The 25,453-nt window shown below is 52.9% G+C and carries 23 protein-coding genes, 1 pseudogene and 1 riboswitch; of the genes and pseudogenes, 12 read left to right on the plus strand and 12 right to left on the minus strand.

Features of this window, described 5'->3' with window-relative positions; translation table 11 throughout:
* Positions 1–46: 46 nt before the first annotated feature.
* The 4 genes from ACWWFX_RS07250 to yebS form a co-directional block, all read right to left on the minus strand.
* The gene (locus ACWWFX_RS07250) at positions 47–286 is read right to left on the minus strand and encodes a YebV family protein (RefSeq protein ID WP_015964053.1); all 240 of its coding nucleotides are present in this window, start codon (positions 284–286) and stop codon (positions 47–49) included.
* A gap of 116 nt (positions 287–402) precedes the next feature.
* Positions 403–1,839: a 16S rRNA (cytosine(1407)-C(5))-methyltransferase RsmF gene (gene rsmF, locus ACWWFX_RS07255; RefSeq protein WP_473223499.1), complete on the minus strand. Its 1,437-nt coding sequence runs from the start codon at positions 1,837–1,839 to the stop codon at positions 403–405.
* Between the two features lie 78 nt (positions 1,840–1,917).
* Positions 1,918–4,551 (minus strand): PqiB family protein, encoded by a 2,634-nt coding sequence (locus ACWWFX_RS07260; protein ID WP_276219914.1) that lies wholly within the window; start codon positions 4,549–4,551, stop codon positions 1,918–1,920.
* The gene (yebS, locus tag ACWWFX_RS07265) at positions 4,520–5,803 is read right to left on the minus strand and encodes a membrane integrity lipid transport subunit YebS (protein ID WP_473223500.1); all 1,284 of its coding nucleotides are present in this window, start codon (positions 5,801–5,803) and stop codon (positions 4,520–4,522) included. Before yebS ends, ACWWFX_RS07260 begins: the two co-directional genes overlap by 32 nt.
* Before the next feature lie 144 nt (positions 5,804–5,947).
* Between yebS and ACWWFX_RS07270 the strand changes: the two genes are divergently transcribed.
* The 4 genes from ACWWFX_RS07270 (at position 5,948) to htpX (ending at position 10,381) form a co-directional block, all read left to right on the plus strand.
* Positions 5,948–6,445: a GAF domain-containing protein gene (locus tag ACWWFX_RS07270; protein WP_276219916.1), complete on the plus strand. Its 498-nt coding sequence runs from the start codon at positions 5,948–5,950 to the stop codon at positions 6,443–6,445.
* A gap of 97 nt (positions 6,446–6,542) precedes the next feature.
* A complete protein-coding gene (gene proQ / locus ACWWFX_RS07275; RefSeq protein WP_015964058.1) occupies positions 6,543–7,226 on the plus strand; it encodes an RNA chaperone ProQ in 684 nt (227 codons plus the stop codon).
* 19 nt (positions 7,227–7,245) lie between these two features.
* A complete protein-coding gene (gene prc, locus ACWWFX_RS07280; protein ID WP_231827027.1) occupies positions 7,246–9,294 on the plus strand; it encodes a carboxy terminal-processing peptidase in 2,049 nt (682 codons plus the stop codon).
* 202 nt (positions 9,295–9,496) lie between these two features.
* Positions 9,497–10,381, plus strand: a complete 885-nt coding sequence (gene htpX / locus ACWWFX_RS07285) for a protease HtpX (protein ID WP_015964060.1) — start codon at positions 9,497–9,499, stop codon at positions 10,379–10,381.
* A gap of 31 nt (positions 10,382–10,412) precedes the next feature.
* On the opposite strand, the gene ACWWFX_RS07290 is transcribed toward htpX, so the two are convergent.
* The gene (locus ACWWFX_RS07290; protein WP_473223501.1) at positions 10,413–11,786 is read right to left on the minus strand and encodes an MFS transporter; all 1,374 of its coding nucleotides are present in this window, start codon (positions 11,784–11,786) and stop codon (positions 10,413–10,415) included.
* Positions 11,787–11,963: 177 nt separating this feature from the next.
* Between ACWWFX_RS07290 and kdgR the strand changes: the two genes are divergently transcribed.
* Positions 11,964–12,755, plus strand: a complete 792-nt coding sequence (kdgR, locus tag ACWWFX_RS07295) for a DNA-binding transcriptional regulator KdgR (protein WP_149462792.1) — start codon at positions 11,964–11,966, stop codon at positions 12,753–12,755.
* 46 nt (positions 12,756–12,801) lie between these two features.
* Here the strand turns inward: kdgR and ACWWFX_RS07300 are convergent, their stop codons facing one another.
* Positions 12,802–13,041 carry a YobH family protein gene (locus ACWWFX_RS07300; protein WP_149462791.1) on the minus strand — a complete coding sequence of 80 codons (240 nt, stop codon included), beginning with the start codon at positions 13,039–13,041 and terminating at the stop codon, positions 12,802–12,804.
* A 164-nt stretch (positions 13,042–13,205) separates the two neighbouring features.
* Between ACWWFX_RS07300 and mgrB the strand changes: the two genes are divergently transcribed.
* The 6 genes and pseudogenes from mgrB to rlmA all read left to right on the plus strand — a co-directional run bounded on the left by mgrB (position 13,206) and on the right by rlmA (position 17,643).
* Positions 13,206–13,349, plus strand: coding sequence for a PhoP/PhoQ regulatory lipoprotein MgrB (mgrB, locus tag ACWWFX_RS07305; protein WP_015964064.1), 144 nt, complete (start codon positions 13,206–13,208; stop codon positions 13,347–13,349).
* A gap of 73 nt (positions 13,350–13,422) precedes the next feature.
* Entirely contained in the window at positions 13,423–13,713 is a 291-nt protein-coding gene (locus tag ACWWFX_RS07310; protein WP_015964065.1) for a YebO family protein, read from the plus strand.
* Between the two features lie 744 nt (positions 13,714–14,457).
* Positions 14,458–14,602 (plus strand): annotated as a pseudogene (locus ACWWFX_RS07315) (DUF2627 domain-containing protein).
* Positions 14,603–14,614: 12 nt separating this feature from the next.
* Complete coding sequence (gene cspE / locus ACWWFX_RS07320) at positions 14,615–14,824, plus strand: transcription antiterminator/RNA stability regulator CspE (protein WP_001062678.1); 210 nt, start codon at positions 14,615–14,617, stop codon at positions 14,822–14,824.
* A gap of 215 nt (positions 14,825–15,039) precedes the next feature.
* Complete coding sequence (gene ftsI / locus ACWWFX_RS07325) at positions 15,040–16,782, plus strand: peptidoglycan glycosyltransferase FtsI (protein WP_456145797.1); 1,743 nt, start codon at positions 15,040–15,042, stop codon at positions 16,780–16,782.
* 63 nt (positions 16,783–16,845) lie between these two features.
* Positions 16,846–17,643 (plus strand): 23S rRNA (guanine(745)-N(1))-methyltransferase, encoded by a 798-nt coding sequence (gene rlmA / locus ACWWFX_RS07330; protein ID WP_473223502.1) that lies wholly within the window; start codon positions 16,846–16,848, stop codon positions 17,641–17,643.
* Here the strand turns inward: rlmA and mntP are convergent.
* From mntP to manX, 5 genes are all read right to left on the minus strand, one after another.
* Positions 17,640–18,209, minus strand: a complete 570-nt coding sequence (mntP, locus tag ACWWFX_RS07335) for a manganese efflux pump MntP (RefSeq protein WP_149462872.1) — start codon at positions 18,207–18,209, stop codon at positions 17,640–17,642. The genes rlmA and mntP overlap by 4 nt on opposite strands.
* Positions 18,210–18,290: 81 nt before the next feature.
* A riboswitch (yybP-ykoY riboswitch) is annotated at positions 18,291–18,396 on the minus strand.
* 197 nt (positions 18,397–18,593) lie between these two features.
* A complete protein-coding gene (locus tag ACWWFX_RS07340) occupies positions 18,594–19,052 on the minus strand; it encodes a DUF986 family protein (RefSeq protein WP_276219922.1) in 459 nt (152 codons plus the stop codon).
* 52 nt (positions 19,053–19,104) lie between these two features.
* Positions 19,105–19,956, minus strand: a complete 852-nt coding sequence (locus ACWWFX_RS07345) for a PTS mannose transporter subunit IID (RefSeq protein WP_149462786.1) — start codon at positions 19,954–19,956, stop codon at positions 19,105–19,107.
* Positions 19,957–19,968: 12 nt separating this feature from the next.
* Entirely contained in the window at positions 19,969–20,769 is an 801-nt protein-coding gene (gene manY, locus ACWWFX_RS07350) for a PTS mannose transporter subunit IIC (protein ID WP_276219923.1), read from the minus strand.
* A 62-nt stretch (positions 20,770–20,831) separates the two neighbouring features.
* Positions 20,832–21,794 (minus strand): PTS mannose transporter subunit IIAB, encoded by a 963-nt coding sequence (gene manX, locus ACWWFX_RS07355; protein ID WP_231827032.1) that lies wholly within the window; start codon positions 21,792–21,794, stop codon positions 20,832–20,834.
* A 458-nt stretch (positions 21,795–22,252) separates the two neighbouring features.
* On the opposite strand from manX, the gene yoaE reads away from it, so the two are divergent.
* Complete coding sequence (gene yoaE, locus ACWWFX_RS07360) at positions 22,253–23,812, plus strand: CNNM family cation transport protein YoaE (protein ID WP_276219924.1); 1,560 nt, start codon at positions 22,253–22,255, stop codon at positions 23,810–23,812.
* A 9-nt stretch (positions 23,813–23,821) separates the two neighbouring features.
* On the opposite strand, the gene ACWWFX_RS07365 is transcribed toward yoaE, so the two are convergent.
* The gene (locus tag ACWWFX_RS07365; protein WP_276219925.1) at positions 23,822–25,396 is read right to left on the minus strand and encodes an EAL domain-containing protein; all 1,575 of its coding nucleotides are present in this window, start codon (positions 25,394–25,396) and stop codon (positions 23,822–23,824) included.
* Between the last annotated feature and the right edge of the window lie 57 nt (positions 25,397–25,453).

The raw sequence follows: 25,453 nt of genomic DNA on the forward strand, positions 1-25,453 counted from the left end.
AGGTTATGCAAATAAATAACCCGCCTGTGGGCGGGTTCCTTTTGGGTTATGCGAAGCGCAGTACCCAGGCATCAGAACGTTGGTCGTAATGTTTACGGTAAAGGACAGAGTGTTCGCCGTTGAGTACGGCAGGGACGCTGGTGTCGGCATCCCAGGCGTCTAGCTGCATGCATAAGTCAGGGTCGGATTTACAGGGGATGCTTAACGTTCGTTCACCGTGCTGCTCGCCGTGCAGTTCGGCATCATCTATCTCGAATGCGCCGATGCGTACGTTGGTTTTACTCATGATGCTCTCCGTTGGTCGCTGATATTGTGGTACGACCAGTTCAGGTCGCCCATTTTTTAGCGTAGCCAACGAAGAGAATATCGCCAGTCAAAAAGTGCGCTATTTTTGCGCGCTTATCAGGGTTTTTCGGCAAAAAGTTTGCCGTCGCGGACCAGTTCGCGCGGATAACTGTTTTTCAACCGTGAGCTGATTCGCTTCGCCAGCCCAAGCGGGAAGCCCTGATACGTCACCACCACATCGTCGTGATTTGGCACATTTTCTGGGTAGATATCGCGCCCGCGATACCACTCCTGTGCCTCAGTCTGCGTCAGCTCATGCCCCAGTTTGTCGGTTTCGGCCAGCGCAATCACCGCTTCGTGCTGCCAGCGATAACCTTTGTTATGCGTCTCGGCAAGCTTGAGGCCAATGCGCGAGAAACGGACTTTTCCGAGCAGCGGTTCAATCTCTGCCGGGAAGAGCCAAATCTCTTTATCGCGCTGCCAGAGGGAAAGCGCGTCATTCCAGAACAGTCCGACCTGACTGGCTGCCTCAGTGACGGCGGCGGATTCGCGGGTTTTCATCGGTGTGAACGGGAATTTACCCACTTTATAGCCCGGTGCTGGCAGAGGCTCGACCGAGGCGATTTTACGCAGACGGGCAACGAAGAAGCCTTCGCAATCGTAAATTTGCGGGAAGACGTGGAGGAAACCTTCGGGCGTGATCGCCTCTTTAGCTGAAGGGAACAGGGTTGCCAGCGATTCGATTTCCACAGCCTGCGGATACTGTTCCAGCAGCCAGGCCAACACCGATTCGTTTTCGTCGCGATTGAGCGTACAGGTTGAATAGACCAGCGTACCGCCAGGTTTCAGTGCGTGAAAAGCGCTGTCGATAAGCTCTCGCTGCGTGGCGGCAATCTCAAGATTACTTTGTACCGACCAGTTTTTCAGCGCGTCGGGATCTTTACGCACTACGCCTTCGCCGGAACACGGCGCATCAAGCAGAATAGCGTCAAAACTTTCCGGTACTGCCGCACCGAAGACGCGGCCATCAAAATGGGTCAGCGCCACGTTGGCAATACCGCAGCGGCTGATATTGGCGTGGAGAACTTTTACCCGGCTGGCGGAAAACTCATTGGCGAGAATTGCACCCTGGTTGCCCATGCGAGCGGCAATCTGGGTGGTTTTCGATCCGGGAGCGGCGGCGACGTCCATCACCCGTTTTGGCAGCTCGTCCCCGGTAAACAGCGCAGCGACCGGCAACATCGAGCTGGCTTCCTGAATATAAAACAGACCGCTAAGGTGCTCAGCGGTGCTGCCTAACGGCAGTGACTCTTCGTCTTCGCGTTCAATCCAGAAACCTTCCGCACACCAGGGCACCGGCGTCAGTTGCCAGCCATAAGGGGCGACCAGTGCCAGGAAATCGGCAACGCTGATTTTCAATGTATTGACGCGAATACTGCGGCGCAGCGGGCGCTGGCAGGCGGCAATAAAATCATCAAAGGCGAGGTGAGCAGGCATGGCCTCACGCATCTGCGCGAGGAATTCATCGGGAAGAAAGACAGAGTTTTGAGCCACTGGGGAGTACCACACGTAAACAGAGAGCGTGCAGTTTAGCATAAACGCCCCGGCGCAGTGACACCGGGGCGTTTAACATTAACGTGGCAGGGCGGTGCCCCATTGGCGCCACTCTTTCGGCTCCTCTTCCTGTAACAGGAAGTGTTTGCCTGCCTGCGCTTTCGGCGCGAGCGGTGTGCCTGGCGGCGTGGCAAAGGCAATACCGCCGCGAATGAACTGATTGAAGGTGCCGGTTTTCACCACGCCCCCTGTCAGGCCGAAGTCGAGGCTGTAACCGGAAGCCAGCCAGAAGACTGAGTTGTTGCGCACCAGATGCTGATAACGCTGGCTGATACGTAGTTCAACCATCACGCGGTCAGAAAGCGACCCCAGCGTCAGACCCGTTACCGTGCCCACTTCGATACCACGGAACAACACCGGGGTGCCAATGCCCAGCGAACCGGCTTCCGGCGCTTCCACCACAAGACTCAGCCCGTCGAGATAGCGGGAGTCGGCGATGGTGGCTTCCTGCAGCTCAAATTCGCGACGTGGCGAACCCTGGCCCATCTCAACGTTGATGTAAGGTTGCAGGATGGTATCGAGGTGCTCTACACCGGCAGCGGAAATCTGCGGCGTCACAACCGAGAAGCGACTGCCGCGACGCGCGAAGGTATTCACATACTCCGGATAAAGCACCGCGCGCGCCTGAACTTCGTTGCGCCCGGCGTTCAGTTCCAGCGTTTGTACCTGTCCAATATCAATGCCCAGATAACGAATTGGCATGCCTGCCGCCAGTTTCCCGGCATCAAAGGCGTGCAGCGTAATCTGGCCACCTACCGCACGCGCCGCCGTTTCAGACGCGAACAGGATACGTTTGTCGCCTTTACGGGTATTACCACCCGCGCCGCTCAGGTTATCGAAACTGATCGCGCCTTTCAGCGCACGGGACAGCGGCGAGGCCTGAACGGTTAACCCGCTTCCGTTCAGCTGTACTTTTGCACCGCCTTCGGCCCAGAACACGCTGTCCGGCGTCAACAGGGAACGGTATTCCGGTTTGATGTGCAGCGAGATATCAAATGCGTTAGCGCGAGGGCTTACGGTAATCACTTCACCCACTTCAAACTTGCGATACAGCACCACGGACCCCGCCTGAATATCCGGCAAGGTTTCAGCTGTCAGGGTGAGAGTAGAAGTAGGCAGCTCGCTCAGGCTATTTTCCTGCGCTTTCTCGAGGTTGGCGTACAGCGGATAATCGGCTTTCATCTCGCCTTTTTCACCCGGCAGAATGCGGATCCCGCCGCTCAGCCATTCATTGGCGCTCGCGCCGAGGAATTCAACGCCATCAAGACCGACTTTGACATCGACGCGGCTGTTCACCACAAACTTGCTGTCGCCATGGATCAGCTCACGATATTGCGGCTCGATTGCGATGGTGAACGTGACGCCTTTATTCGTCAGCTTACGCTCCATCACCTGGCCGACCTTCACGCCGTGCAAAATCAACGGTTGCCCGGCATCAATGCCGTAGCTTTCCGGCGCGCTCAGGGAGAGCGTCATGACGTCAGGCTGTTGTAACAGCGTTTTGCTGGCCGGGAGAACCGTAAAGCTGTCTCGTGCCTCGCCTTCGCCCGGCACCAGCTCAAAGGTACTTCCGGTGAGAAGCATGCTGAGATTGGCGTTCTCCAGCGACAGTTTTGGCTCATGCAGTTCAATGCGCGTTTTCTCGCGCAGCAGCGTGACCACGCTGGGGTCAACGGTCATTTCGCCCGTCACGGAGCTGTCGGTATTGAGATTCAGTTTGGTCAACTGACCCACTTCCAGCCCCTGATAGAGCAGGGGAGTAGAACCCGCTTTCAGCCCCTGACCGCTGGGAAGCTGCAATTTAACGATAACGCCGCGCTGGCTGTGGGCCAGATCTTCATACAAACCGTACTCGTCATTTTGCGCAGCCACTTCTGAATTTTCCGGTGAGTCGAAGGCTATCGCCCCGTTAACCAACGCGGTTAAGCTTTCAAGCTGCACCTTCGCACCGCTCAAATCGACGTCTGCTTTGATACCCGACACATTCCAGAAGCGGCTGCCTTTTTTCACCAGATTGGTGAAACGGCGCTCAATCAGCACGTCGATGGTCACCCCGCGTTTGTTGGCATTAATGGCGTAATCGTACACGCGTCCAACGGGGATTTTGCGGTAATAGACCAGCGAGCCGCTGCTGAGCGAACCGAGATCCGGCGCGTGCAGGTGAATCATCAGCTCGCCGTTATTCAGACGATATTTTGGCTGCGTATCCAGCGCGGTGAAGTGATCGCGCGCTTTACCTTTGCCGGGCATCATGCCGATATAGTTACCGCCGACCAGCGCATCCAACCCGGAAACACCGGCCAGAGAGGCCTTCGGCGTCACCAGCCAGAATTGCGTATCATCACGCAGCGCGTCTTCCATATCGCTTTTGATGCTGGCCTTCACTTCGATACGGTTCAGGTCTTCGGTCAGGCGAATTTCCTGCACCGTACCCACTTCCACCCCCTGATAGCGCACAGGCGTACGGCCAGGAACGATACCGTCCGCCGACATGAAGTCGATGGTGATAGTGGTGCCGCGATCTTCGTAACTGTTCCAGATGAGCCAGCCTGCAATCATCAGCGCGATGATCGGAAGCAACCAGAAAGGTGAAATGCGACGTTTAATTTTAATCTTCGCTTCAGTCGGTGAAGCGGGCGTTTCCTGACTCATGAGCGTCCCAAAGTAAGCGGCTGTCCAGCCAATTAACAGCAAGAATAGTCAATATCACCGCGGCACCGAAATAAAAAGCCGCCGGGCCCATTGTAAAGGCGAGAAGCTGATCGCGATTAATCAGCGACATGGTCAACGAGATCACAAACAGATCCAGCATCGACCAGCGACCAATCCACGTCACGAATCGCAGTAACAGAATTCGCGTGCGTAAACCCTGTTCACATTTGGAATGAATGCTAATCAGCAGCGTAAACAACACGATGATTTTGGTAAACGGTACCAGGATACTGGCGAAGAATACCACGGCGGCGACGGCGACGTTACTGTCCGCCAGAGAAAGAATCCCCGACATGATGGTATCTTCCTGTCGCCCGCCGTTAACGTAAATAATTGATATCGGCAAAAAGTTTGCCGGTAACAGAAAGATGACGGAGGCAATCAGCGCTGCCCAGCATTTCTGCAGACTCTGGCGACGCCGCCTGGAGAGTGGAACGTGGCAACGATGGCAGCGCCCGCGCGAATCCGGGAAGCCGGTGTGATGGCATTCCAGGCACACCATCAGCCCTTCATGGGGGCGGGTGACCGGGCGTTGAGGATAGAAGCGTTCCCAGAGCTCCTCGATATTCAGATGGATAAGCGTCAGAATGCTGAGGATCACCAGAGAAATAAACGCCAGCAGGCCGAGACCTGGTTGCAGGAAGGCGTAATCCTGTACCTTAATAGACGCAACGGCGATCCCTACCAGATAAATATCCAGCATCACCCACTCTTTGAGCTTCTCCAGCATCAGCAGCACCGGGCGCAGGTTCATGCCCAGAATATTGCCAAGCCAGAGATAGGCGATGGCGATAACCAATACCGCTGGCGCGGCGACGCTACAGAACAGCACCATTGCGGCGGTAATGGGATCGCCCTGGGCGGTCATTTGCTGGATACCGTGTAGCACGTTTGCGTCGATGCGTACGCCAAGCAGATGCAGACGGAGCAATGGCTCGCTCCAGGCGAACGGCATCAGCAGCATCATGGCAATCGCCATTGCGCCAAGACGCGTTAACGACCAGTCGCGACCGTCGCGAACTTTGGCATTGCAGCGCGGGCAATAGGCACATTGGTGCGATTTAACCGACGGTAACTGAAAAAGCGTATCGCACTGCGGGCAACGTTGGTATTGTGCCTGCGGGATAGGATCACCCATCGCATGAATACGAATTTTCTGTGTCGGTGTAATGCGTGATGTTTTTAGTGGCATTTATTACATCGTAGAATGAATGTATAACTCTATCTTAACTCATGAATGGATTGAACTTGAGCCCTGACGCATTTAATGCTTATTTTATAGGGGTATGCGTCGTCGATAGTATCAGTAATTGAAGTAGACAATAGTGGTTTAATAATGAACAAAACAGAACTTTACGCGGATCTTAACCGTGATTTTCAGGCATTGATGGCAGGTGAGAACAGTTTTCTAGCTGTAATCTCTAACACCAGCGCGTTGCTTTTTGAACGTCTGGCGGATGTTAACTGGGCAGGTTTTTATTTACTGGAAGGCAATACGCTGGTTTTGGGGCCATTCCAGGGCAAGCTGGCGTGCGTGCGCATTCCGGTTGGCCGGGGAGTATGTGGTACGGCGGTGGCGAAGAATGAAGTGCAGCGCGTAGAAGACGTGCACGCGTTCGACGGTCATATCGCCTGTGACAGCGCCAGTAACTCCGAAATCGTACTGCCGCTGGTGGTTGACGGAGAGGTGATTGGCGTGCTGGATATCGATAGCCCGCTCTTTTCACGCTTCAGCGAAGAGGACGAACAGGGCCTGCGTGAACTGGTCGGTCATCTCGAAAATGTGCTTGCTGGCACCGATTATCAAAAATTCTTTGCCCGCGTCGAAGGATAATCAACGGATAACGTAGCATTTAGCGATGGCGTCATTATAATGTCGCCTGTTCATGCCTGCGGCTTGTTGGCTACGTCCGTTGTAATCAGGAAATTTCATGGAAAATCAACCTAAGTTGAATAGCAGTAAAGAAGTTATCGCATTTCTGGCCGAACGTTTTCCGCACTGCTTCAGTGCCGAAGGTGAAGCTCGTCCTCTGAAAGTCGGTATTTTTCAGGATCTTGTCGAGCGTGTTGATGGTGAGATGAACCTCAGCAAAACCCAATTACGTTCCGCATTACGTCTTTATACTTCAAGCTGGCGCTACCTTTACGGTATCAAAGCTGGCGCAGTACGTGTCGACCTCGACGGTAACCCTTGCGGTGAACTCGACGAGCAGCACGTTGCCCATGCTCGTCAGCAGCTTGAAGAAGCCAAAGCGCGTGTTCAGGCTCAGCGTGCTGAACAGCAGGCGAAAAAACGCGAAGCTGCCGCTGCTGCGGGTGAAGGCGATGCACCGCGTCGCGAGCGTAAGCCGCGTCCTCCGGTTCGCCGCAAAGAAAACGCTGAGCGTAAACCACGCGATGCTAAACCTGCTGCGAAAGCCGTACGCGAAGTACGCGAAGAAAAGCTTACTCCTGTTTCCGACATTTCTGCGCTGACCGTTGGTCAATCCCTGAAAGTCAAAGCGGGCAATAACGCAATGGACGCCACGATTCTGGAAATCACCAAAGATGGTGTCCGCGTGCAGCTTACTTCTGGTATGTCAATGATAGTACGCGCAGAACACCTGGTGTTCTGAAACGGAGGCCGGGCCAGGCATGAACAAACTTTTTAGGCTCTCCGCCCTCGCTGGCCTGTTTTTAATAACAGGCCACGCCTTAGCGGTGGAAGATATTACTCGTGTTGATCAAATTCCGATTCTTAAGGAAGAGACTCAGCACGCAACGGTGAGCGAGCGCGTGACATCGCGCTTTACCCGTTCTCATTACCGTCAGTTCGATCTCGACCAGTCCTTTTCCGCCAAGATTTTTGACCGCTATCTGAACCTGCTCGATTACAGTCACAACGTCCTGCTGGCCAGCGACGTTGCGCAGTTTGCTTCGAAGAAAGGACAGATTGGCGATGAACTGCGCTCGGGCAAGCTCGACGTGTTTTACGATCTCTACAATCTGGCACAAAAGCGACGTTTTGAACGTTATCAGTACGCGCTGAAAGTGCTCGAACGCCCGATGGACTTCACCGGCAACGACACCTTCAATCTTGACCGGGCAAAAGCGCCATGGCCAAAAGATGAAGCCGAGCTGAACGCCCTGTGGGATGGCAAGGTCAAGTTCGATGAACTGAGCCTGAAGCTGACCGGGAAAGATGAAAAAGAGATCCGCGAGACCCTGACGCGTCGCTATAAGTTCGCGATTCGTCGTCTGGCGCAAACCAACAGCGAAGACGTTTTCTCGCTGGCGATGACTTCTTTCGCGCGCGAAATCGACCCGCATACCAACTATCTCTCTCCGCGCAACACCGAACAGTTCAATACCGAAATGAGCCTGTCTCTGGAAGGTATTGGCGCCGTGCTGCAAATGGATGATGACTACACGGTAATCAATTCCATGGTGGCCGGTGGGCCAGCGGCGAAGAGTAAAGCGATTACGGTTGGCGATAAAATTGTCGGCGTAGGCCAGGCGGGTAAAGGCATGGTCGATGTGATCGGCTGGCGTCTGGATGATGTCGTGGCGCTGATTAAAGGGCCGAAGGGCAGTAAAGTTCGTCTGGAAATTCTGCCTGCGGGTAAAGGTGCGAAAACCAAAATCGTCACCCTGACGCGCGAACGCATTCGTCTGGAAGACCGTGCCGTGAAGATGTCGGTGAAAACCGTCGGCAAAGAGAAAGTGGGCGTGCTCGACATCCCTGGTTTCTATGTTGGCCTGACGGAAGACGTTAAGGTGCAGTTGCAGAAGCTGGAAAAACAGAACGTCAGCAGCGTGATTATCGATCTGCGTACCAACGGCGGCGGGGCATTGACGGAAGCGGTATCGCTCTCTGGCTTGTTCATTCCGTCCGGCCCGGTTGTGCAGGTGCGTGACAACAACGGCAAAGTGCGTGAAGACAGCGATAACGACGGCGTGGTGTACTACAAAGGCCCGCTGGTGGTGCTAGTTGACCGCTTCAGCGCCTCGGCATCTGAAATCTTTGCTGCTGCCATGCAGGACTACGGACGCGCGCTGATCGTCGGTGAACCGACCTTCGGGAAAGGCACCGTTCAGCAATACCGTTCTCTGAATCGCATTTACGATCAAATGCTGCGCCCGGAATGGCCAGCGCTGGGTTCCGTGCAGTACACCATTCAGAAGTTCTACCGCATTAACGGCGGCAGTACGCAACGTAAAGGTGTAACACCGGATATCCTGATGCCGACCGGTTCGGAAGAGACGGAAACGGGCGAGAAGTTTGAAGATAACGCATTGCCGTGGGACAGCATTGATGCCGCGACCTATGTGAAATCCGATGATTTAACACCGTTTGGTCCGGAACTGCTGAAGCTGCACAATGCGCGTATCGCGAAAGATCCTGAATTCCAGTACATCATGAAGGATATTGCGCGCTTTAATGCGATGAAAGATAAGCGCAATATTGTCTCTTTGAATTACGCTCAGCGTGAAAAAGAGAATCTGGAAGATGATGCAACACGTCTGGCTCGCGTTAACGATCGCTACAAACGCGATGGAAAACCGTTGCTGAAGAACATCGACGATTTGCCGAAGGATTATCAGGAGCCGGATCCCTATCTGGATGAAACCGTGAATATCGCGGTTGACCTGGCGCATCTTGAAAAAGACAGGCCAGCCGCAACACCTGCGACCAGCAAGTAATTCTCCCTAAATAAAACAGGCACAAGCGATTGTGCCTGTTTTTTTACATCTCTAAACCGCGCGTAAGCAAGTGTGCGAAAAAATGTAAAGTTGTGTCTTTCTCGTGACTTACCCGCCGTGGATAGTTGAAAATTGTATTAATACCCATACGATGTGGGTAATCGCATAGTGCGTTTTGTTAAAACGAGGTTAAAAGTAAATTATGATGCGAATCGCGCTCTTCCTGTTGACCAACCTTGCTGTGATGGTTGTGTTTGGGCTGGTGCTAAGCCTGACAGGAATTCAGTCGAGCAGCATGACGGGCCTGCTGATTATGGCTCTGCTATTTGGTTTTGGTGGTTCTATCGTTTCGCTGATGATGTCGAAATGGATGGCGCTGAAATCTGTGGGTGGGGAAGTGATTGAGCAGCCGCGCAACGAAACGGAGCGCTGGCTGATGGACACCGTGGCGCAACAATCGCGTCAGGCCGGTATTGGTATGCCGCAGGTCGCTATCTATCATGCGCCGGATATCAACGCCTTTGCCACCGGCGCGCGCCGTGATGCGTCTCTGGTAGCGGTCAGTACGGGTCTGTTGCAGAACATGAGCCGTGACGAAGCGGAAGCGGTCATCGCGCACGAGATTAGCCACGTGGCTAACGGTGATATGGTGACCATGACGCTGATTCAGGGCGTGGTGAACACCTTTGTTATCTTCATCTCGCGCGTCATTGCGCAGATTGCCGCCGGTTTCCTGAGCGGTAACCGTGATGAAGGTGAAGAGGGTGGTAACGGTAACCCGCTTATCTATTTTGCGGTTTCAATGGTCCTTGAACTGGTGTTCGGTATTCTGGCCAGCATTATTACCATGTGGTTCTCGCGTCACCGTGAATTCCACGCGGATGCTGGTTCAGCGCGCCTGGTAGGGCGTGAAAAAATGATCGCAGCCCTGCAACGTCTGAAAACCAGCTACGAACCGCAGGAAGCCAGCAGCATGATGGCCTTCTGCATCAACGGTAAGTCCAAAACGCTGAGTGAGCTGTTTATGACTCACCCGCCGCTGGACAAGCGTATCGAAGCGCTGCGTACCGGTGAGTACCTGAAATAATGAAAAAGCGCCTCAATCGAGGCGCTTTTTTTTAGCTCTGTACGCGCGGTTGCGTCACCCTCAAGCCGCTAAACAGCGCTGCAACTACCGCCAGACTTCCTGCCAGCAGCAATGACACATGTGTCCCGCTATCGCCAAACGCATTAAACATCAACGCCACCAGCGCCGCACCGGTGCTTTGCCCCAGCAGGCGAGCCGTACCCAGCATCCCGCTGGCGCCACCGCTTCGCTGCCGGGGTGCGGCGGAAATAATGGTGTGGTTGTTGGGTGACTGAAACAGACCGAACCCTGCGCCGCACAGGATCATGCGCCAGATGATATCCAGATCGGAAGGCGATGAAGGCAGCAGAGCAAGCGCAAACAATCCGCAGGCCATTACCGCCATGCCAAGCGCGCCCAGGAATCCGGCGTGGACTCGCTCAATTAAATACCCGGCCAGCGGCGCCATTACCATGGTGGCTAAAGGCCAGGGCGTCAGCAGCAAGCCCGTTTCCACTTCGCTGCGCCCCATCATGGTTTGCAGGAAGAAGGGAAGCGATACCAGCGCCAGCATCTGCGCGCAGAAAGAACAGATAGACGTGCAAATAGAGAGTGAGAACAACGGGATACGCAGTAAATCGACCGGTAATAGCGGTACGGGTAAACGCAACTGACGACGGATGAAAAAGAAACCGACAATCAGTAACAGCACCACTTCCGCGACCACCTGCGTGGTCGATTGCCCCTGCGCAAACCCGCCCAGTGCGGTGATCAGCAGACCAAACGTCAGGGCATTCATGATTGCGCTTGGCAGATCGAAGCGCGTGGCCTGGCTGCGCGAACCGTTTGCGGGCAGATAACGCACCGCCAGCACCCACGAGATAATGCCCAGCGGCACGTTCACAAGGAATAGCCATTGCCATGACGCGACTGACAGAATCGCCGCCGCGATGGTCGGCCCGGCCGCTGAGGAGACGGCAACCACAAACGAGTTAATCCCCATACCGCGCCCCAACTGGCGCTGTGGATAGATGAGCCGAATGAGCGCCGTATTCACGCTCATGAGCGCCGCGCCGCCAAGGCCCTGCGCCACGCGCGCAAGCGTTAGCATCTCCAGCGAATTCGACATCGCACACAGCCCAGACGCGAGGGTAAAGACAATCAGGCCGATTTTGTAGATCCGGTGATAGCCAATCATGTCCCCCAGAAAAGCCAGTGACAGCAGCGAGATGACGATAGCTATCTGATAGGCGTTGACTATCCAGATAGACGCTGCCGGTGAGGCATGCAGATCGCTGGCAATTGTCGGTAAGGCAACGTTGGCGATAGCCCCATCGAGCACCGCCATCGTAATACCGAGCACAATGGTTAAGATAGCGCCATACCGTTGAGGGACAGGTAAGCCATCTGAGATTTTTTTATCCATGAGAAAAATGCGGTTTTTAAGAAATTATTTGTCAGAAAACTATTTTAGCATTGATTATTCGGCTGTATGTCGCAGATTTGTAACCAGGTTGCAGAAGATTCATTGCGACGAACGCTTTGCGAAATTATAATAAAAACCGGTTCTAATTTTTATAAAACAGTTGCGATGAGGTGATAAATGGCAGTTGCAGATTTGGATAAACAGCCAGATTCTGTCTCTTCAGTATTGAAGGTTTTTGGCATCCTGCAGGCGCTTGGTGAAGAGCGCGAAATCGGAATTACCGAACTGTCGCAGCGTGTCATGATGTCGAAAAGCACTGTTTATCGCTTTTTGCAGACCATGAAATCATTGGGATACGTTGCCCAGGAAGGGGAATCTGAAAAGTATTCGTTAACGCTTAAGCTGTTTGAGCTGGGCGCGCGCGCATTACAGAACGTTGATTTAATTCGTAGCGCAGACATTCAGATGCGTGAACTCTCGCGTTTGACGAAAGAGACGATTCACCTTGGTGCGCTGGACGAAGACAGTATTGTCTATATCCATAAAATTGACTCGATGTACAACCTGCGTATGTACTCTCGCGTAGGTCGTCGTAACCCGCTTTACAGCACCGCGATTGGTAAAGTGCTGCTGGCCTGGCGCGACCGCGATGAAGTGCGTGAAATTCTGCAGGACGTAGAATATAAGCACAGCACCGATCGCACCATCACCAGCACCGATGAACTGATGCCGGTTCTGGATCTGGTTCGTCAGCAGGGGTATGGGGAAGATAACGAAGAACAGGAAGAAGGTCTGCGCTGTATTGGCGTACCGGTCTTTGACCGATTTGGCGTGGTCATTGCGGGTTTGAGTATTTCGTTCCCGACGCTGCGTTTCTCTGAAGAGCGCCTGCACGAGTATGTGGCGATGCTGCATACGGCGGCGCGTAAGATTTCAGAGCAGTTAGGCTATAACGATTATCCGTTTTGATTAAGCGCTTAATCAAAAAAAACGCCGCGATGTTCGCGGCGTTTGTTTATCCATTATCGACCACAGTTTCACTTTTTCGCAGGACCGGACAATCGGTCAGGCCAATGATCCCACTGCTGGAATGAACGTATTGTGCTGTGCTGGTGCCTCGTGCGGTCAGATATTTACATTGTAGCCCCAAACCGCCAGCATTCTCCGTGCTGCCGATTAAAACACCATAACCGCTCAGCAATATGCCAATCCAGACAATGGCCAGTATAATAATTGTTCTGATCGCAAATCTCATGACATCCTCACGTCTTTTCTATCCTTGATAATAGAGTAGCTTTTCAATATTGCGAGACAACTCCATGATTCCTAAAAGCAGAATTTATCTGTACAGTTAGCCGCGGTTTAAGATGTCCGTGTTAATTTGATCGTCTGTTAATGCTATATGTCGTGGAGTGTGGAGTGAAAAAATTTCGGTGGGTGTTACTGATTGTCGTACTGGCGGCCTGTTTGCTGCTCTGGACTCAGACGCTCAACGTGTTGTGCGACCAGGATGTTCAGTTCTTTAACGGGATCTGCAGCATCAACAAATTCATTCCCTGGTAAAACATTTTTGCCATCAACGATTTCCTTCCTTAATACGAGTGGTAGAATAGCCCGTTCCTTTTGAGGTGGTGAAATGAGTGATCTAGTAAGTTCTGGGGCATTAAATCTGGCGTCTGTGGTGGTATCTGTTCTGCTGTTGGTCGTGGGGCTGGTACTTTGGTTCTTTGTTAACCGCGCAAGTTCGCGCACCAGTGAGCAAATTGAACTGCTTGAAGCATTGTTGGATCAGCAAAAGCGTCAGAATGCGCTGCTGCGTCGACTCTGTGAAGCCAATGAACCTGAAAAACCGGCAGTCGAAGAGAAAGCCGTTGAAGCAAAAAACGAAGATGAAGATGATTTCATTCGCCTGGTGGCAGAACGATAATCTTTTCTCCTCTTCACTCCGGCTGTCTCACCAGGCTGCCGGAGTCCGTAGGTTGCACCGCCGCGGTGCACGCAGTCTGAACAACGGTATTACCTCTCCCTCTTATCCATCTTCCTGAAGCGTCTCAACGCAGGTCCAGTGTCGTTTCTCAATCACGTGTTCGTATCTAATTGTATTTATAATTAATTTTTTACCAGCCAAACAGCCTGGTCAATTATCCATCACCCAAATGTATGAGTGACGGATATCTGTTTTATTTGCGCAACTTACTAGCTGCATTTGCCGTACGGTATTAGCGAAACGTTTTTATTGCGCGGTGATAACGTTATGTCATTAAACGTTCATTATTTTGGTGCAACCTAAGTACATTATTTGGCTGGTGTGAGTCACGGCAGCAGTATAGCGAAACGTTACTTACTTATAACCGGTTATCAAAATGCACCTTTCGAAAATTAGCTCGAAAATATTCTAACGATATAAAAAAATGTTGATGCCGCTTCGCTTTTCTGGACGTACTGAAAATGTTGGACTATGGTAAAAAAGTCTTACGTTACCGTGAGGTAGGTGAGATAAAAGACACGAGCCGGAGCGCGTCAGACAACTGTTTGCCGCATAAATGCGTAGTCGATCAAATGATTGTTGTATGATTTGTGCGGCTGATCGAGACACGTTTAAAAATGGCTTGCCATTATTAACGTTGTATGTGATAACACGTTTTGGGTTAAACGAGGTACAGTTCTGTCTATGTATGGCATTATCAGTAAAGAAGTCCTGAGTAAACACGTTGACGTTGAATACCGCTTCTCTGCCGAACCTTATATTAGTGCCTCATGCAGTCATGTCTCAGTTTTATCTATGAATGCGCCCACGGGCGAAGAAAACACTCTAAGGAATTTTGCAAATGGCAAAGATTAAAGGTCAAGTTAAGTGGTTCAACGAGTCTAAAGGTTTTGGTTTCATTACTCCTGCTGACGGCAGCAAAGATGTATTCGTACATTTCTCTGCAATCCAGGGTAACGGCTTCAAAACTCTGGCTGAAGGCCAGAACGTTGAGTTCGAAATTCAGGACGGCCAGAAAGGCCCAGCTGCAGTTAACGTAACTGCAATCTGATTCGACTGCCACTGATGCTTTGATGCGTGCGCGCATCATAATCAGCCTTAAAGCCTCGCAACCGCGGGGCTTTTTACATTCTTTGCAAAGTGTTTCTGATTTCCCTTCTGGTCGTCCTTTGTTGCAAATCCGCGATCTTATTAGCATTGTTGCGCGATAAATCTCTGAACTATTCCTGTTAAATCAGTCCGTTGCTTTTTAACGCTGGAGTCAGAGTGCAAGATAAATCCCGAGGGAAGCCCCCTCATTTTACCCCCGTCCGGTTTGGCCTGGTGTGCGCCGGTATTTTAAGCTGTCTGGGCTTCCTTCTTGCGCGAGTTGGCTGGTTGCAAATTGTCTCCCCCGATAACCTGGTCAAGCAGGAAGATATGCGCTCGGTACGCGAAGAACCGATTGATGTGCCACGTGGCATGATTGTCGATCGCGAAAACCGGCCACTGGCAGTGAGCGTGCCGGTTAGCGCGATTTGGGTCGATCCGCAAACCCTGATTGAGAAGGGCGGTGTGGGGTTCGATAACCGCTGGCAGGCGCTGGCAAAAGCATTAAATCTCTCCTTAAGCGCATTACAGGCCCGCGTCAATGCGCACCCGCACAGCCGATTTCTCTATCTTGCCCGCCAGGTGGACCCGCTTCAGGCGCAGTGGATTGATAAGCTGCATCTGCCAGGCATTAACCTGCGTGAAGAGTCACGCCGCTTTTATCCTGCCGGCCACGTCGCGGCGAACCTGATAGGTTTTACGAATGTCGACGATCAGGGCATTGAAGGTATTGAGAAAAGCTTTAACAGCCAGCTCATTGGCAAACCGGGTTTGCGTCAGGTGCGTAAAGATAAATTTGGCCGGGTAATCGAAAACATTACCGAAATGGCCCCCGTACCCGCGCATAACATTCAGCTCAGTATTGATGAGCGTCTGCAAACGGTAACGGAAGACGCGCTGGATAACGCTGTGCGCTGGAACAAAGCCGCGTCTGGCGCAGCGGTACTGGTGAAAATCGACACCGGTGAAATTTTGTCTATGGCGAGCTACCCGGACTACAACCCGAACAATCGCGAAACGGCCACGCTGGATGATTTCCGTAACCGCGCCATCAGCGACACGTTTGAACCCGGTTCCACCGTGAAACCGCTGGTGATCATGACCGCGCTTCAGCAGGGTATTGTTCGCCCGGATAGTGTCGTCGATACCCATCCTTATATGCTGGACGGCCATCGCATTCGTGACGTGGGCTATTATCCGGAGCTCACCCTAACCGGTATTTTACAGAAATCGAGCGACACGGGCGTATCGCGACTGTCGCTGGCGATGCCAGTACAAAAGCTGCTGGACACCTACACCGCGTTTGGTTTTGGCGAACCGACCGGATTGGGCTTAACCGGTGAAAGTCAGGGATTGTTACCGCATCGTCGTTACTGGGGCGAGCTGGATCGCGCGACATTCGCCTTTGGTTACGGCTTAATGGTCACGCCGCTGCAACTCGCGCACGTTTACGCGACCATTGGCGGCTTTGGCATTTCGCGTCCGCTGTCGATTACCCGTATTGATCCCCCCGTCATCGGTCATCGGGTGATGCCCGAACCTCTGGTGCATCAGGTTGAACATATGATGGAAAGCGTCGCGCTGCCGGGCGGCGGCGGGACAAAAGCCGCCGTTCGTGATTATCGCGTAGCGGTGAAAACCGGGACCGCCAAGAAAATTGGCGACGACGGGAAGTATGTCGATAAATATGTCGCATATACCGCAGGTGTCGCGCCCGCCAGCAACCCGCAGTTTGCGCTGGTCGTTGTGATCAACGAACCGCAGAACGGGCAGTATTACGGCGGGGCGGTTTCCGCACCAGTATTCAGTCAGATTATGGGCGATGTGTTACGTCTGGAAAACGTCATGCCGGATGGCTTACCCCAGGGCTCAGATAATTTGATTGTAATGCACGCCCCTGCGGGGGCACCTGCGCTGTAAATCCTCCCACTCAGGGGCGAAAAGCGGTACACTTTCGCCCTTTGAATGTTCCCCGGAGTTGTTATGTCCTGGAGTTGCCCGCTCTGCCACGCACCGCTCACCCGCAGCGGAAACAGCTATTGCTGTCCTCAACGCCATCAGTTTGATATGGCGAAAGAAGGTTATGTCAATTTACTGCCCGTGCAGCATAAGCGTTCCCGCGATCCAGGCGACAGCGCAGAGATGATGCAGGCGCGCCGCGCTTTCCTTGATGCCGGGCACTATCAACCTTTACGCGATGCTATTTGCGCGAAGCTTGACGAGATTAAGCCAGCACAATTACTGGATATCGGCTGCGGGGAAGGGTACTACACTCATGCTTTTGCCGAAATTGCCGGGCACACGTGGGGCCTGGATGTGGCAAAGAACGCCATTCGCGCCGGGGCAAAGCGTTACGCGAATGTCGATTTTTGTGTCTCTTCCAGCCAGCGACTGCCGTTTGAAGATAACTGCATGGACGTGGTGGTCCGTATCTACGCACCCTGCAACCCTGAAGAGCTGGCGCGCGTCGTTAAACCGGGCGGATGGGTGATTACCGTTACGCCGGGGCCGCGACATTTAGTTGAGCTAAAAGGGCTGATTTATGACGAAGTCCAGCTGCATGCCCCGCATTCGGAAACGTTGCCAGGCTTTGCGCTGCAAACGCACGATGCGTTAGCGTATCCGATGCAGTTAAGCGGGGCGGAAGCGGTGACGTTATTGCAGATGACGCCGTTTGCCTGGCGCGCAAAACCGGAGGTGTGGGAGACGTTGAAAGGGCAGGAACACTTTGACTGCCAGACCGATTTTGCTATTCATGTCTGGCAGCGTTTGGACGATTAACCGGCGAAATGGCTGTAGAGAATTTCTGCGCCAATGCCGATAAGTACGATACCGCCCAGAATTTCAGCCCGTTTGCCGAGCAGCGGGCCGATAAAGCGACCAATCATCATGCCAAGCGTGGACATGGTGAAGGTTGCGCAGCCAATGGCCAGCGCCATCACCAGAATATTGACCTGTAAAAACGCCAGGCCGACACCGACTGCCATCGCATCAAGGCTGGTGGCAATCGCGGTGGTCACTAATAACCAGAAACCGTGACGGCGGGGAGGTTCGCAATCTTCATCGCTATCGTCGCCCCGGAAACCTTCGACAATCATACGTCCGCCTAAAAAGACCAGCAGCACGAACGCTACCCAATGGCTCCATTCCAGCACAAAGCGGCTGGCGAGCATTCCCAGCCCCCAGCCAATCAGCGGAGTCAGGGTTTCGATAACGCCAAAGATAAGCCCAGTACGAATGGCTTCAGAGAATTTTGGTTTGTGGAGCGTGGCGCCTTTACCCATCGATGCAGCGAAAGCATCCATCGACATGCCAAGGGCGAGGAGAATAATTGCGTATGCGTTCATCAGAGCGTCCAGACCGGGAATATCCATATGACACACTCCTGCCCCCAGTAAACAGCAGTAAGTGCATCTATGGTCTCGCCTAACCATTCTGGGTTGAATGGTTCGCACGTGCCACGTTTTGCAACGAGTATGTTGACACGTACATTTTCAGATGACTGAAAATCGGCTACTCCCCAACGACGGACGCAACCTTAACATATTTTTAGAATATAAACCAAGAACAGAAAGTGTTATTTCTTTTAACTAAATGATAACGATTTTCATTTGCGAAATAAGGTGAGAAAAACGTTAATTATTATCGTTCATTTTTTGAGGGAATATAGCCAACGCTATATTAAAAGTGCCTGAAAATAGCACAATTATAGCACTGGCTATATTTACAACCTATTGAGCAGAAAGAAGAAGTTTAGAGATCTTTTCGAGGTCTTCAATATTCTTCACACGCACCAGCAGACGCCGTTGTTCTAATTGCATCACCAGCACGCCATCCTCGGATAAATTCATCTGTTTCACCCGTGGATATTCGATCCAGATATTGGCGAAGAAAAAGCCTGTCGATTTGAAAATGATTTTTGGGCTGCGGATCCAGAACAGATAAAGTCCCATCAATGCCAGCGACGATAACAGCCAGGTGGTGATTTGCGCACCATTATTGTTGATATTGTTATAGATAAGAATCGCGATAAGACCGACGAAAATTGCGCCATCGATACGGTTTCGACGCAGAAGGGGGATAGAAAGCAGCGTGGTGCCATGACGGCGGGGCATGATGAACTGGTCGTAAATTGCGAAAGCCAGCAGTGCGATGATGAAGAAAACCAGTACCCAATCCGTTATTGTCATTAAGCCTCCGAATAAAAAACCGGGGGCCTGAGCCCCCGGCGTACAACAGATATTACAGACCCAGCAGGCCGATTGCGTAGCCCACGATACCGATGACGAAGAAGCCAACGATGATCCACAGCGGGTTGACTTTCTTACGCAGCAGCCACATACAGGCGAAGGTCAACAGCAGCGGCACCAGGCCCGGCATCAGCTGGTCCAGGATGGTCTGCACAGTAGTGACACGCGTCTGACCATCCTGACCGGTAATGGTCGAAACCACCAGCGGGATGTTGACGTGCGTCCATTTGTTAACCAATGCCCCCATGACAAACAGGCCGAGGATTGACGCCCCCTCAGTCAGTTTCTGCAGGAAGCCGCCGCCCATATCTTTAACGATATCGACACCTTTACGGTAGCCGTACGCCACACCGTAGTAACGGGTAGCCAGACGCACCACGTTAAACAGGATGAAGAACAGCAGAGGCCCAAGCAGGCTGCCGCTCATCGCGATACCCGCACCCAGCGCCGCGAAGACCGGACGCACAGTACCCCAGAAGATCGGGTCGCCGACGCCAGCCAGCGGGCCCATCAGACCGACTTTGATACCGTTGATTGCCGCATCGTCGATTTCAGCGCCGTTAGCACGCTGTTCTTCCATTGCAAGCGTTACGCCCAGAACCGGTGCCGCAACGTACGGATGGGTGTTAAAGAATTCCAGGTGACGCTTGATAGCCTGTTTACGCGCATCGTTGTTCTCAGGATACAGACGACGGATCGCCGGTACCATGGAGAAGCAGAAGCCCAGCGCCTGCATACGTTCGAAGTTCCATGAACCCTGGAACAGGTTTGAACGCAGGAACACGCCACGGATGTCGCTCGGAGTGAGTTTTTTCTCGGTGGTAGTTTGAGTTGTATCAACCATGTCGCTCACCTGTTAGTCCAGTTCGTTATCAAGATCGTTCGCGCCAGCAGCCGGAGCCGCAGCACCCGCAACGCGGTTATATTTCGGGCTCAACTGAATGTACAGAATCGCCATTACCGCACCAATCACACCCAGTGCAACCAGGTTGAAGTTGGTGAAGGCAGCAGTCACGAAGCCCAGGTAGAAGAACGGCATCAGGTAGCCTGCACGCATCATGTTAATAACCATGGCGTAACCGACGACAACGATCATACCACCGGCGATGTTCAGGCCGCTGGTGACCACTTCCGGAATCGCGTTCAGCATGTTCTGCACTTCGCTGGTACCCACGGACACCGCCACGATCACTGCCGGGATAGCGATACGCATCGCCTGCAGGAACAGGGAGGAGACGTGGATCCAGGAGAGCGCCGTCAGGTTGCCGTTTTCGGCCGCCTTATCCGCTGCGTGCTGGAAGGCCACGGTAATGGTACGTACGATGATGGTCAGAACCTGGCCTGCCGCAGCCAGAGGAATCGCCAGCGCGATACCGGCGCCGATGCTCTGCTGACCTGCAATAACCAGAATGGTTGAGATGATGGATGCCAGCGCGGCGTCAGGCGCAACCGCCGCACCGATGTTCATCCAGCCCAGGGCGATCATTTCCAGCGTACCGCCGATGATGATACCGGTTTTCATGTCGCCCAGAACGATACCGACCAGGGTACATGCCACCAGCGGACGGTGGAACTGAAACTCATCGAGGATTGACTCCATACCTGCGATACAGGCAACGATGAATATCAGCACAATTTGAAGAGTGGTAATCTCCATTGTACTTCTCCTATAAACGTAAGACTAAAGTGTGAAAACTGAGTGACAATCAACGAGATAGCTTATTTGCCAATCTTGTTGATCAGATCCATCATTTTCAGTTTCGGATCGTTGGAGACCTTACGGACTTCCAGTTCGATACCACGGTCGTTCAGTTTCTTGAACGCTTCGATATCTTTTTCATCGACCGAAACGGCGTTATTCACCTGAGTTTTACCCTGGCGGAAGGCCATACCACCGATGTTGATGGAGGTGAATTTCACACCACCTTCAGCAAGGCGTTCGACATCCGTCGGGTTCGTGAACAGCAGCATCACTCGTTCACCCGCGTATTTCGGGTTGTTGTAGACGCGAAGCATCTTGGCAATATCAACCACATGCGCGGTTACGCCCGGAGGAGCAACCTGCGTCAGCAGGGTTTTACGTACGGTATCTGCGGCAACTTCATCGCTGACGACGATGATGCGGCGGACGTTGGTTTCTTTGGTCCAGCGAGTTGCGACCTGGCCGTGGATTAAACGGTCATCGATACGCGCCAGGCCAATGACCATATAGTCATTCTCACCCATTGGTTTAACCGGTGCCGCAGGTTTTGCTGCGACCGGGGCAGGCGCGGCTTTTTCAACCGGCTTCGCTTTCAGCGCTTTCACGCCTTCACGACCGGTTTCAACGGCAATCGCCACCAGTTCATCAAACGATGGGTTATCATCACGCGCCATCAGCGTTTCCACTAACATCGGGATGTTGACGCCCGCGATGACTTCATACTGTTCTTTATCAACGACAATTCGGCTGGCCGCGTTGAACGGGCTTCCACCCCAGGTATCAACGAGGAACAACACGCCTTTGCTGGTATCAAGCTTTGCCAGCTGTGCGTTGTATTTTTCGATCAGCGTCTCGGCATTTTCGCCAGGTACGAAATCGATCCAACCCACATTTTCCTGCTCGCCCAACAGCATCTCTGCCGTCTTCAGCAGTTGTTCTGCTGCCCAACCATGTGTGCCTATTACAATAGCAATCGTCACTTGCTACCTCCTTTTATTATCGTTGCATCAGGCGGGCTGATGCTTGTTGAAGCGATGTCGTTACCGAATCGATTCAGATAAGGGTTTGAGAGAAAAAATTAATAACTGCCGAGAATTATTTTAGATAGTGAAAAAATAATTAATGTGATGAAGATCCGTAATTTAGTCAAAGGGGGCCAATTATTTTGCGGCGCAAAAAATAATCGTAGTTATTGCAAAGACAGGTAAATCTTTGCCAAATTGTGATCAGTTTTTGCTATGTTTAGCTTCCGTTTAATTTTGCAGGAGTAAAGGGCAGTAGCCCAAAGTATGGACCGTCACCGACGCCTTTTCACATTCACATCGCACATTTGTGCAGTACATCCCGGCCAGCCGCGCCACCGTTCCCTTTTGTCCGAAATTGTCACGCCTGTATCTGACAGCGCGATGACGCGTCATCTTGTTAGCTGGAGTCGCTCATGGAATTGTTAATGGACCCGTCAATCTGGGCCGGTTTGTTGACGCTTGTCGTCCTGGAAATCGTACTGGGTATTGATAACCTGGTCTTTATCGCGATCCTTGCGGATAAACTGCCGCCAAAACAGCGTGATAAAGCGCGCCTGATTGGTCTGTCGTTGGCGCTGATTATGCGTCTGGGCCTGCTTTCGGTGATCTCGTGGATGGTCACGCTCACCGCGCCGCTGTTCAGCGTGTGGGATTACTCGTTCTCCGGGCGTGATTTAATCATGCTGCTGGGTGGTCTGTTCCTGTTGTTCAAGGCGACAACCGAGCTTCATGAACGGCTGGAAAACCGTCAGCACGATGCCGGTCACGGCAAAGGCTACGCCAGCTTCTGGGTCGTGGTGCTGCAAATTGTGGTGCTGGATGCCGTCTTCTCCCTTGATGCGGTGATTACCGCCGTGGGGATGGTGAACGATCTGCCTGTCATGATGGCGGCCGTGGTGATTGCGATGGGCGTGATGTTGCTGGCTTCCAAGCCGCTGACGAATTTTGTCAACCAGCATCCGACGGTTGTGGTGCTCTGTCTGAGCTTCCTGCTGATGATCGGTTTGAGCCTTGTGGCAGAAGGTTTCGGTTTCCATATTCCGAAAGGCTACCTGTACGCGGCAATTGGTTTCTCCATCATTATCGAACTGTTTAACCAGATTGCGCGTCGTAACTTTATTCGTCACCAGTCCACGCTGCCGCTGCGTGCACGTACGGCGGACGCTATTCTGCGCCTGATGGGCAGCCGTAAGCAGGCCAGCCCGCAACAGGAAGGTGATAACCCGACGCCAGTGTCTGTGCCGGAAGGGGCGTTTGCGGAAGAAGAACGCTATATGATTAACGGTGTGCTGACGCTGGCTTCGCGTTCCCTGCGCAGCATCATGACACCGCGCGGTGAAATCAGTTGGGTCGATGCCGACCTCAGCAAAGACGAAATCCGCGAACAGTTGCTTTCGTCGCCGCACAGCCTGTTCCCGGTGTGTCGTGGCGAACTGGATGAAGTGATTGGTATCGTGCGTGCCAAAGAGATGCTGGTGGCGCTGGAAGCGGGTGATGACGTGGCGGCTATTGCCTCAGCGCATCCGGCCATTGTGGTGCCGGATACACTCGACCCGATTAACCTGCTGGGCGTGCTGCGTCGGGCAAAGGGGAGCTTTGTTATCGTCACCAACGAGTTTGGTGTGGTGCAGGGGCTGGTGACGCCGCTGGACGTACTGGAAGCTATCGCCGGTGAATTCCCGGATGCCGATGAAACCCCGGAAATCGTCGCCGATGGCGAAGGCTGGGTGGTGAAGGGCGGTACCGACCTGCACGCGCTGCAACAGGCGCTGGGGATAGATAACCTGGTGAACGAGGAAGAAGATATCGCTACCGTCGCGGGCCTGGTGATTGCCGTTAACGGCCATATCCCGAAAGTGGGCGATGTGATTGAACTGGCACCCTTGCAGATAACCATCACTGAAGCCAATAACTACCGCATCGATCAGGTGCGCGTGGTGAAGCAACCGTCAGAACATGACGACGAAGAGTAATGCGGGTCCTTAAGGCGTAACGGGCGGAGGTAGCCCGTTATGCTTCGCCAGCCACTGGGGGAATTCCGCCAGTGGCATTGGCGGCGCGTAGAGATAACCTTGCAGTAAATGGACGCCGTGGCGCTGCAAATAGTTTGCCTGCTCCGGCGTTTCCACCCCTTCCGCGACCAGCTCAATATTCAATCGTTGCCCCAGCGCAATAATAATGTCCGTTACCGTCGAATTGACCGCATCGGTGCCAATCGCATGGGTAAACGACTTATCAATTTTCAGCACATCGGGATGCAGTTTCTCAAGCCATGAGAGCGAACTGTTGCCGGTCCCGAAATCATCAATCGCCAGCTGGACTTTCCTGCTGTGCAGTTCACGTAAAAGTTCACTGTTCACGTCGTGCAGCGCATCGCGCTCGGTCAGTTCAATGGTTAACTGGACGGCGGGATTTACGCTAAACCACAGGTTATTGAGGTCTGCAAGCAGCAGCGTGTCGTCACGGAAATGCGCTGCGGCCGCGTTGATGCCAATATGGAACTTAGGATCTGCGGGAAAGTAGTGCAGCTGTTGTGCCGTTTCACTCAGCACATAACGGGTCAGAGGCAGGATAAGATTTTTGGCTTCGGCAATGGGGATAAACACATCTGGCGCGATTGGCCCCAACCGAGGATTGTTCCAGCGCAGCAGGATCTCCACACCGTCACAACGCTGGGCGCGGGTGTTCAGCAGCGGCTGGCAGAAAAGCGTGAACTCGCGCTGGGCGATGCCCATGTTGATTTCCCAGGAGAAGCTCATGCGTCTGGCGGTCGCAATCCACGTTATCCAGGCGAAAAGCAGGCCGAAGATCAACGCCAGCGGCAGCCTGCCGGGTAACTCACGCAATGCCAGCGTCCAGAACGAGGGGCCACTGACGGCAATGCTGAAAGGGTATGCACGCGATGCCTGCGAATAGAACATCTCACCCTTGCGCTGTAATCGCTGTTCGGTAATGCCGACACCGTCCATGTAATAGGCGTTGTCGATATTCAGACTGGTACGGGTAATGAGCGGCGGGAAGGGATCGAGAATCATCTCGCTGACCAAATCAATGTTAATGCCGATCACCACACCATTTTGGTCGTCCTGCGCTGCCGGGAACCACTGCATCAGCACGGGACTTCCTTTGACCAGCGAACGATCTATGGTCAGGATCATTTTAGGCTTGCTGTCCGCTAACCTGGGCTGCAGTTTGCGCAACGGAATATCGCGCTCGCCGAAGGCGCTGGAGCAGTAAAGAATACCGTCCTTGACCAGGAAAATAGAGCGGGCGGTTTTTAAGGTTGCGACCTGTTGACGAAGCTGTAACAGACTGTCATTACAGGGTTTTCCGATAAGCGGTTGCAGGCGAACGCGTTCTTTTTCCAGGCTCCGCAGGATCTTATCCATCGTGGTCACTGCGCGCAGGGTATAGCTTTCTATCTGCTGTTTATTTTCGCTACGCTGTAAAATAAATCCAATACCCAGCGTAAGCGAAAAGACACCCAGCGCCACCAGGACACAGAGAAGAATACGCTTATGGAGATATTGTTTTACTATCCAGTGCGCAGATTGCATATCCGATGCTCAATACCTGGCCAGAGCCTTTTACGGCAACACAAGCAAGTTTAGCGG

The sequence above is a fragment of the Pseudocitrobacter sp. 2023LY-00077 genome (assembly GCF_055796175.1).